The sequence below is a fragment of the Vibrio sp. 10N.247.310.23 genome (assembly GCF_041467155.1).
In the GTDB taxonomy this organism is placed as follows: Bacteria; Pseudomonadota; Gammaproteobacteria; order Enterobacterales; family Vibrionaceae; genus Vibrio; species Vibrio crassostreae_C.
The window spans coordinates 49,464-57,278 of record NZ_JBFSTZ010000032.1; the positions used below are offsets into that span (position 1 = coordinate 49,464).

At 44.8% G+C, this 7,815-nt stretch carries 5 protein-coding genes; 4 read left to right on the forward strand and 1 reads right to left on the reverse strand.

Annotated elements, in window-relative coordinates; genetic code table 11:
* Nucleotides 1-38: 38 nt before the first annotated feature.
* Entirely contained in the window at nucleotides 39-2,567 is a 2,529-nt protein-coding gene (locus AB6D93_RS20585; protein WP_017066755.1) for a class I adenylate cyclase, read from the reverse strand.
* A 344-nt stretch (nucleotides 2,568-2,911) separates the two neighbouring features.
* Here AB6D93_RS20585 and hemC point away from each other — a divergent pair, with 344 nt between their 5' ends.
* The 4 genes from hemC to AB6D93_RS20605 are packed head-to-tail and all read left to right on the forward strand — an operon-like array spanning nucleotide 2,912 to nucleotide 7,008.
* Complete coding sequence (gene hemC, locus AB6D93_RS20590; protein WP_017061008.1) at nucleotides 2,912-3,850, forward strand: hydroxymethylbilane synthase; 939 nt, start codon at nucleotides 2,912-2,914, stop codon at nucleotides 3,848-3,850.
* Nucleotides 3,851-3,852: 2 nt separating this feature from the next.
* Nucleotides 3,853-4,581: a uroporphyrinogen-III synthase gene (locus AB6D93_RS20595; protein WP_017061007.1), complete on the forward strand. Its 729-nt coding sequence runs from the start codon at nucleotides 3,853-3,855 to the stop codon at nucleotides 4,579-4,581.
* 19 nt (nucleotides 4,582-4,600) lie between these two features.
* Nucleotides 4,601-5,827 carry a uroporphyrinogen-III C-methyltransferase gene (locus AB6D93_RS20600; RefSeq protein WP_017061006.1) on the forward strand — a complete coding sequence of 409 codons (1,227 nt, stop codon included), beginning with the start codon at nucleotides 4,601-4,603 and terminating at the stop codon, nucleotides 5,825-5,827.
* Nucleotides 5,827-7,008, forward strand: coding sequence for a heme biosynthesis protein HemY (locus tag AB6D93_RS20605; protein WP_017061005.1), 1,182 nt, complete (start codon nucleotides 5,827-5,829; stop codon nucleotides 7,006-7,008). The genes AB6D93_RS20600 and AB6D93_RS20605 overlap by 1 nt, the downstream gene beginning before the upstream one ends.
* The last annotated feature ends 807 nt before the right edge of the window (nucleotides 7,009-7,815 follow it).

Genomic DNA, 7,815 nt, shown 5'->3' on the forward strand with positions numbered 1-7,815 from the left:
AATCACTCCTTTTTTAATATCAATCAGTCTTAGTAAGACTAGATGTTGACTATCTTTGAGCTCCGAGAAGCTAAAGTTGCATCGTTACGATAAGGCACAACGTAGGAATTGCCTTCTTCAGGATGAACGATTTGGTAGTACTGAGGTAGATTAAAGTTAATCAACTTAGACGACATCTTCGACTCATCTTTTACCGACGTGTAGAATGAATTCACGCTCGCGATCATCTCATCTTTTTCACCGCTGTACTGGTGGTAGACCTCAACTTGGTTCGACTCGTCCAATACATAAATATTGAAGCCCTTGTCGGTATCTTCGAAGAAGAACTGAATTAAGCCCTCACTCGCAAAACCATCAACCACTTCTGGTAGCTGATACTCTTGCTCTTTATCGAGCATCAGTAAAGGTGAGCCCTTCAGCTTATTGGTTGAAATGCTACGGTAGAAATCGACCGAGTTTTCCAACATTTGTACCGACACACCACGACGCTCGAAGAACAGGCCAAACATCTTATTGGCTAAACGAATAGCCTTAAAGCGGCGGCGCTTCTCGGGTTCAATCGGTTTCAATCGTAAGTCGATACACTCTGCAAGCAGTTGATACACCATGTTACGCATCACACCACGCAGGTTTTTGCTGTAACAGAACACATCAACCGACTCTGGTGGCAACGCATCTTGGTGCATTTTGCCAAGTACCGTCTTCAGCGCATCCAGCATTGCCGTATCACCTTGGAAGTGCAGCGTACGTACTTCATGCCAAGAGTTACGATAAACCAAGTCGACACTGCCGACTAAGCTCTTACCTTCTTCACCAAAGCTGAAGATATCGGCGTTCTTAAGATCCACTTTTAATGCACGACCACTTAACTCAGACGTCGGATCATTTTCAAAGTTGATGAACATCGCCAACTGGCTTATCTCACACGGGCTCGCCAGTGCTTGCATACTCGGGCGACGTTTACGCAAAGAAAACGTATTACGCAGGTCGCTCACCATTTGATAGAACTTATCGATATCAATGTGAGCGTCACGAACCACAGAGTGCAAACGCGTCGACTCGGTAATCAAGCCATTAAAAAACGACCATGCTACCAACTTACTCAAGTACTCATGATGTTCAAGAGAAGGCTGACCAAGAATGCGGTGTGCAACCAATGGCTGCTTATACAAGTACCAACCGGCTTTATTCGACTGACCCTGACGAACTTCGATGAAGCTCAAATCTGGTTCGTGCAGGTCCGGAGAGATTTGCGGGTTCAATAGCGTCACTTTACCCGGCAACACCTCAAACGCAGCGTAAAGCTTACGAGCCAAGATACTGATATCTTGTGGGCTGATTGCCGAAGTGATGTCGTTACGACGCGCAAATTGAATCAGATTGCGGTAGCTCAGCATCAAGGCATCAAGCAGTGCATGGTGTACCACTTTAACTTGCTCAACCTTCCAGTTACGGCGGTTATCAAGCTCAGCAATGGTTTCATGTCCCCAATTCCAAGATTTAGTCATCTCAGTTAAGGCTTCACGACGCCACGCAACAGAACCAATGCCCGCATCTCGTGACAACTTCTCGTGGGTCTTAAGGTAGAAACAGCGCCTCACCAAGTCCAATCGAGTATGGTCGTTAATACGCTCTAGGTAGCGCGTTACCTTCTCAAGCATCAGATAGTAACTATCCATGCCATACAGATCCGGTTCATCCGCGAAGAAGCGACGCTTGGTATCAATACTCAGCAGTTGGGTGTTTGGGTATTCCCATGAATAGGCTTCTAACAGGATCGCCTTCAAAACCGATTTATACGGTGAGTCGATACTCTTATAGAGCTGCCACAGGTTTGAACCAAAGTACTCTTCAGCGGGAATGCGATTCAGCTTGCCGAAATCGATCCACTGCGAGCAATCAAGATAGCCATCCTGACACAAACCTTGAACATACTCGTCGTAACACTCTTCCATTTCTGGCGGAATGATTTGCCACAACAAACGCTGACCAGCCAAACGAACCGCAGAGCGATAAAACTCATCAAGCAATAATAAGTGCTGTGAAGAACCACAGTTATCGCCGGTCATCTCTTCTGAATGGTTCGAACGGAAACGCTCTTCATCCATCAAGAAGAAGTTCGCTTCTACTCCCAAGGTTTCAGCCCAATCGGTAATCAAGAGACACTTGTTGGTTAGGCTATCGCGAGAGGCGCCATCCATATCCGGGGAAACACACACCCAGATATCAAGATCACTTGAAGTGCTTTGACCAATAGAAGAAGTACTACCCATGGTGTACAAGCCAAGGATTGCTGGTTCATCCGTCTCGGTGAGTTTGCCACCCAGCGTTAATTCGGTATCAGAGACAAATTGCTTTTGGAATTCATTAAGCGTGAAGCTACGAATTCCAAAAGGAACTTGTTGGTCATAATAACCAGGCATCATCGGGTGATTGAAGTGAAGCAGTGCGGGAATAAGGTTGAATACTCGCTGGCCTTGCACATTCATCAACGCCAACGCACGATCAATGCGCTGCTGATTTAGATTGTCTAATCGTTGAATCAAAGTTTGAGTGTAAGCCTGCAAGGTAAGTCCTTGGTTTGAGGTTAAGTGCAGTTCTGTTTAGTTACTGAACGAAAGGAGCAACAAAACGTGATCAATTTAACACTTTTACCCTTAATGGTAAAGCAAAGGAACCCGTCATACTGGTCAATTCCTTGATGACAGAAAGTTAAACTCACGGCGCCGTAGTGTCCTCTTTATTGACTATTTCTAATAATAGCCCATGTTTCAAATGAGATACTAATCACACTATTTTGGTGAACTCATGAAAATCTCTCAGCTATCAAAGTATGGAATGATCAAACAGTAAGAATTCTCGCCTCATAATGGTAGGATTAGGCTATTACAGAACCTATATCGGAAACACCATGACAAATTCAGCACCAATCCGTATCGCGACCAGAAAAAGCCCTCTTGCCCTTTGGCAGGCATACTTTGTAAGGGATGCACTGCAAGCTGCTCACCCTGGTTTAGAGGTTGAGTTGGTAACTATGGTGACCAAAGGTGACATCATCCTAGACACTCCGCTTGCTAAAGTGGGTGGTAAAGGACTGTTCGTTAAAGAACTTGAAGTAGCCATGCTAGAAGGTCGTGCTGACCTAGCGGTTCACTCAATGAAAGATGTACCTGTCGACTTCCCTGAAGGTCTAGGTCTGGTAACAATTTGTGAGCGCGAAGATCCGCGTGACGCTTTCGTATCAAACACTTACAACAACATCGACGAACTCCCACAAGGTGCTGTCGTGGGTACGTGCAGTCTGCGTCGCCAATGCCAACTGTTAGAATACCGCCCAGATCTGATCATCAAAGAGCTGCGCGGCAACGTTGGTACTCGTCTAGGTAAACTCGATGATGGTCAATACGATGCGATCGTACTGGCTGCTGCAGGTCTTAAACGTCTAGAGCTAGAAGAGCGTATTCGTAGCTTCATCGAACCAGAGCAGTCTCTCCCTGCTGTTGGCCAAGGCGCTGTTGGTATTGAGTGTCGCCTTGATGACGAGCGTCTGATTAAACTCCTTGAACCACTGAATCATAAAGACACGGCTGATCGTGTACTGTGCGAACGTGCAATGAACCTTACCCTAGAAGGTGGCTGTCAGGTTCCTATCGGCAGCTACTCATTATTAGATGGCGAAAACATCTGGCTACGTGCATTAGTTGGTGAACCGGACGGTTCTAAGATGGTTCGTGGTGAGATCTCTGGCCCTCGCAAAGATGCAGAAGCACTTGGTGTGACTCTGGCAAATCAATTGCTGGATGATGGCGCGAGAGAAATCTTAACCAAGCTCTACGTTGACCAAGAATAATCATGACAGTGTTGGTGACTCGTCCCGGTTCAGAGGGACAATCGCTTTGCCAACAACTAGCGGATGAAGGGGTTCAAGCAATCCATCATCCGCTGATTCGTATCGTGGATAATCCCAACTCTGCGGATTTAAGCACCCAGCTTAATAACAGCGATATCATTATTGCAGTCAGTCACCACGCCGTGGCGGCTGCCCAAAGCATCCTTTCAAAAACCTCATCCATTTGGCCTACTTCGCCGCTTTATCTTGGCGTTGGTCAAAAAACTGCGCACGTTTTAAGCAAAGTCTGTAAACAAAAAGTAAACTATCCTCAAGTTAGTGATAGTGAACATCTTCTTAAACTTACTGAACTTAATGGCGTAGAAAATAAGTCCATTTTGATACTACGTGGCAATGGTGGGCGTGAGCTCATTAGGGATTCTCTACTCAATCGAGGTGCACAAGTCTCTTATTGTGAGACCTACCGTAGAGAATATATTCCTATTAGCGACCACAATACCTATCAAACATGGATAAACAAAAAAACGTCCAAAGTTGTCATCACTAGTCAGGAACAATTGGAGTATCTCTGCTCAATTACCCCTGATGAGTATTTGGCTTGGCTTTCAACAAGACATCTATTTGTCCCAAGCCAGCGCATTGTAGAACGAGCACAACAACTCGGCTTCTCGAATGTGACCAATACTCACAGTGCTACGAACCAAATATTACTGGCTGCTCTCCGGCCCTAGCTAGAAACAGGAAATAAGCATGACAAGCAAAAAAAATAATGAGCATATTGAACCTGAAAAGAAACAAGATACTCAGCCAGTAGTTGTTGAAAACGAAAAAGCTGACTCTACAGAGACAAAACAACCTGAACAGAAGCTTGATGCCTCTGCTTCAAATACCGCTAAAAATGAGCAGCCTCAAGCTGAGCATAAAGAGCAAATAGAGAAAGCAGAAAAGCAAGGTAAGCGCGGTGTCAAACTAGGCGCTATTGCGATCGCTATTTCAATTATCTTCAGTGGCGGTATCGCATTTCAAATGCAGCAAAAGAGCGCTGAATACTCGGCTCAAATAGCCGCTCTTCAAGCACAACTTCAAAATACCCAATCTGCGGTAAATAAAGACCTACAAACCATCAAGCAAGAGACTATCCAAGAAGCCTCACACGCGGTGGAGAAAACTCAGGTCGTGCAATCTCAACAGCAGAAGAGCATTCAAAGCCTGCAGTTAGCAGTGGCTGACGTGAAAGGTCGCCGCCCGAATGACTGGTTACTTGCCGAAGCCGATTACCTTGTGAAACTAGCAGGACGTAAACTGTTCCTCGAGCATGATGCCGTTAGCGCAACCAAGTTAATGGAAAGCGCCGATCAACGTATCGCAGCACTGAATGACCCGAGCTTAGTGTCACTGCGTCAATCAATGACCAATGACATTACCAAGCTTCGCACTATTCCTCTGATCGACCGTGACGGCTTAGTTCTGCGTATCACAAGCTTGCAACAGCAAGTCGATACACTGCCGCTTGCCAATGCGATTCTTCCGGAAGCTGCGGTTGTTGAGAAAAAAGCGGTATCGCAAGATATTAATGATTGGCAGAACAACCTGATGACGTCGATGAAAGACTTCTCAGAAAACTTCATTACCTTCCGTAGTCGTGATGGCGAAGTTATCCCTCTACTCTCTCCTGAACAACACTTCTACCTGCGTGAAAACATCAAAGGTAAATTAGAAACCGCGATTCGCGCCGTCTACAAAGAACAAGGTGAACTCTATAGCGCAGCTCTTAATACCGCTAGCGAGTGGTCGAAAGCGTATCTAAACCAAGATAACAACTCAGTGATTGAATTTGAGAAAGCGATTAAACAGCTAAGTGAACAGAACATCTCTGTGAAATACCCTGTAAAGCTTGAATCTCAAAATGAGTTGTCAGATGTGATACGTGAGCGCCTACGTCGTGAAGTCACCGTTATGACCACGGAGGAAAAATAATGATTCGTTGGATTTTTCTTTTTCTCGTTCTAGGTGCTGGGTTAATTGTTGGTACTCAGTTCTCTGGTCAACAAGGCTACGTTCTGATCTCAATTGCGAATAAGACTATTGAGATGAGCGTGACAACACTGGTTATCTTTGTCATTGCTCTTCTAGCGGCTCTATTCGGCTTAGAGTACCTATTTAAAAAGCTTATGTACGCAAGCTCGACAACTTGGAACTGGTTCAGTGTTCGTAAGCTGAAACGTTCTCGTCGTTATACCAATGAAGGCATTATCAAGCTACTTGAAGGTGACTGGAAAGGTGCTGAGAAGAAAGTAACTCGTTGGGCTAACCATCACGACATGCCTCTACTTTGTTATTTAGTCGCTTCTCAAGCGGCACACGAACAAGGTAATACAAGTGAGCGAGATAAGTACATCGAGCTTGCTAGCCAACAGGACGACTCTCTACTAGCGGTTGAGCTAACTAAAGCTAAACAGCAAATCAGCGAGTCAAACTACGAAGCTGCATTCGATACACTTTCGACCCTAAAAGGCACATACCCTAATAACACTGCTGTACTTGGCCTGTTAAAAGCCACTTACTTGCAACTGAAGTTATGGCAGCCATTGCTAGAGTTAACGCCTAAATTAGTTAAGAACAAACTTCTAACAGCTGATGAGCAACGTGAATTAGAACAGAAAGCACAATGTGGGCTACTTCATGATGTGGCACAACAGCAAGGTAGCGAAGGTTTAATCAGCCATTGGAACAAGCTTTCAAGAAAACAGAAACAAAGTTCGCACCTTGTATCCTGCTTTGTGAAGCAACTTATCGCTCGCAAAGCTGACTCAGAAGCCTTCACTGTGATCAAAGAGAACATTGCAAAGAGTGGGTCAAATGAACTCTACATGTTGCTTCCAGAGCTGAACTTATCCGATCACCACCCAGTAGTGGTCATGCTAGAACGTGCAATTAGTAAAGACAGTGGTAATGCCGAAGCACACAGCGCGCTGGCTCAGTTCTACTTAAGAGAGCAGAAGTGGGCGGAAGCACAAAGCCACTTCGAAAAAGCCCTAGCACTTCGCTCAAATGTTTCAGATTACGGATACCTATCTGACGCACTAGAGAAGCAAAACTTAACGAAAGCAGCTCACGAGGTTTCTCGTAAAGCGCTCGCTCTAGTTCAACCCGCTTAACTCTAAGCGACTCAAACTAAGCCGATGTCTAGCATCGGCTTTTTTGTATCTGCTATTTAACCCTAGATAACTTCTACAATAGCTATAAACCAAGCTCATCAAACACTTACCTGCCCAATACCAACTAACCATGAAATTGCTCAACTGGGCTTCTCAAACACACGGAGAACGACTTTAGTTGTGTCTGTACGTAGTTTTACCATTCTTATAAACAAGTCCTTATAAGAGGTTCGAGAGGAGTCATAGAGAAAAGTGATACCTTGAAGTTCAAGAACAAATGGAGATCAGCTTGAGAGAAGGCGCTTAAAGATATTTACCCGCCGACAGATGCCCACTTAAAGTCACGTTGAATTAACAATTAAATAGCCATCAACGTTCCAACTATAAACCGTTATAACCGGGGAGTTCACGTAACTGCCTGTAGATTAATCTATTAAGTAGAGGGAGATAGCAAGAGTTACCGACCAACAAAACCTTGTTATTAGAAACGAGGCATCTTTATCAGCCAGTTCAAATTAGTAGGAGATAGAGCTCTCAAGACGCTCAGGAAAAGTTAATCAACGAACCAATAGCCACAAGTATAAACTTACGTAATCAAGCGCTGCTAGAGAGAGCAGAGCTTAATAATAAGTGTCGGAATATCAGAGCTCGTGATCAACGTAAAGCGCCTCTACAAACTCTGAGACGAATAATAAGACTCATACCAATCCGGAAAATTAACTGATCAGGTCAATCCAATCTCTTGTACACACTTTTGTGACGCGATCTTTGCACTCAAGAAATCCATTCCAAGCGCTACAGACCTTC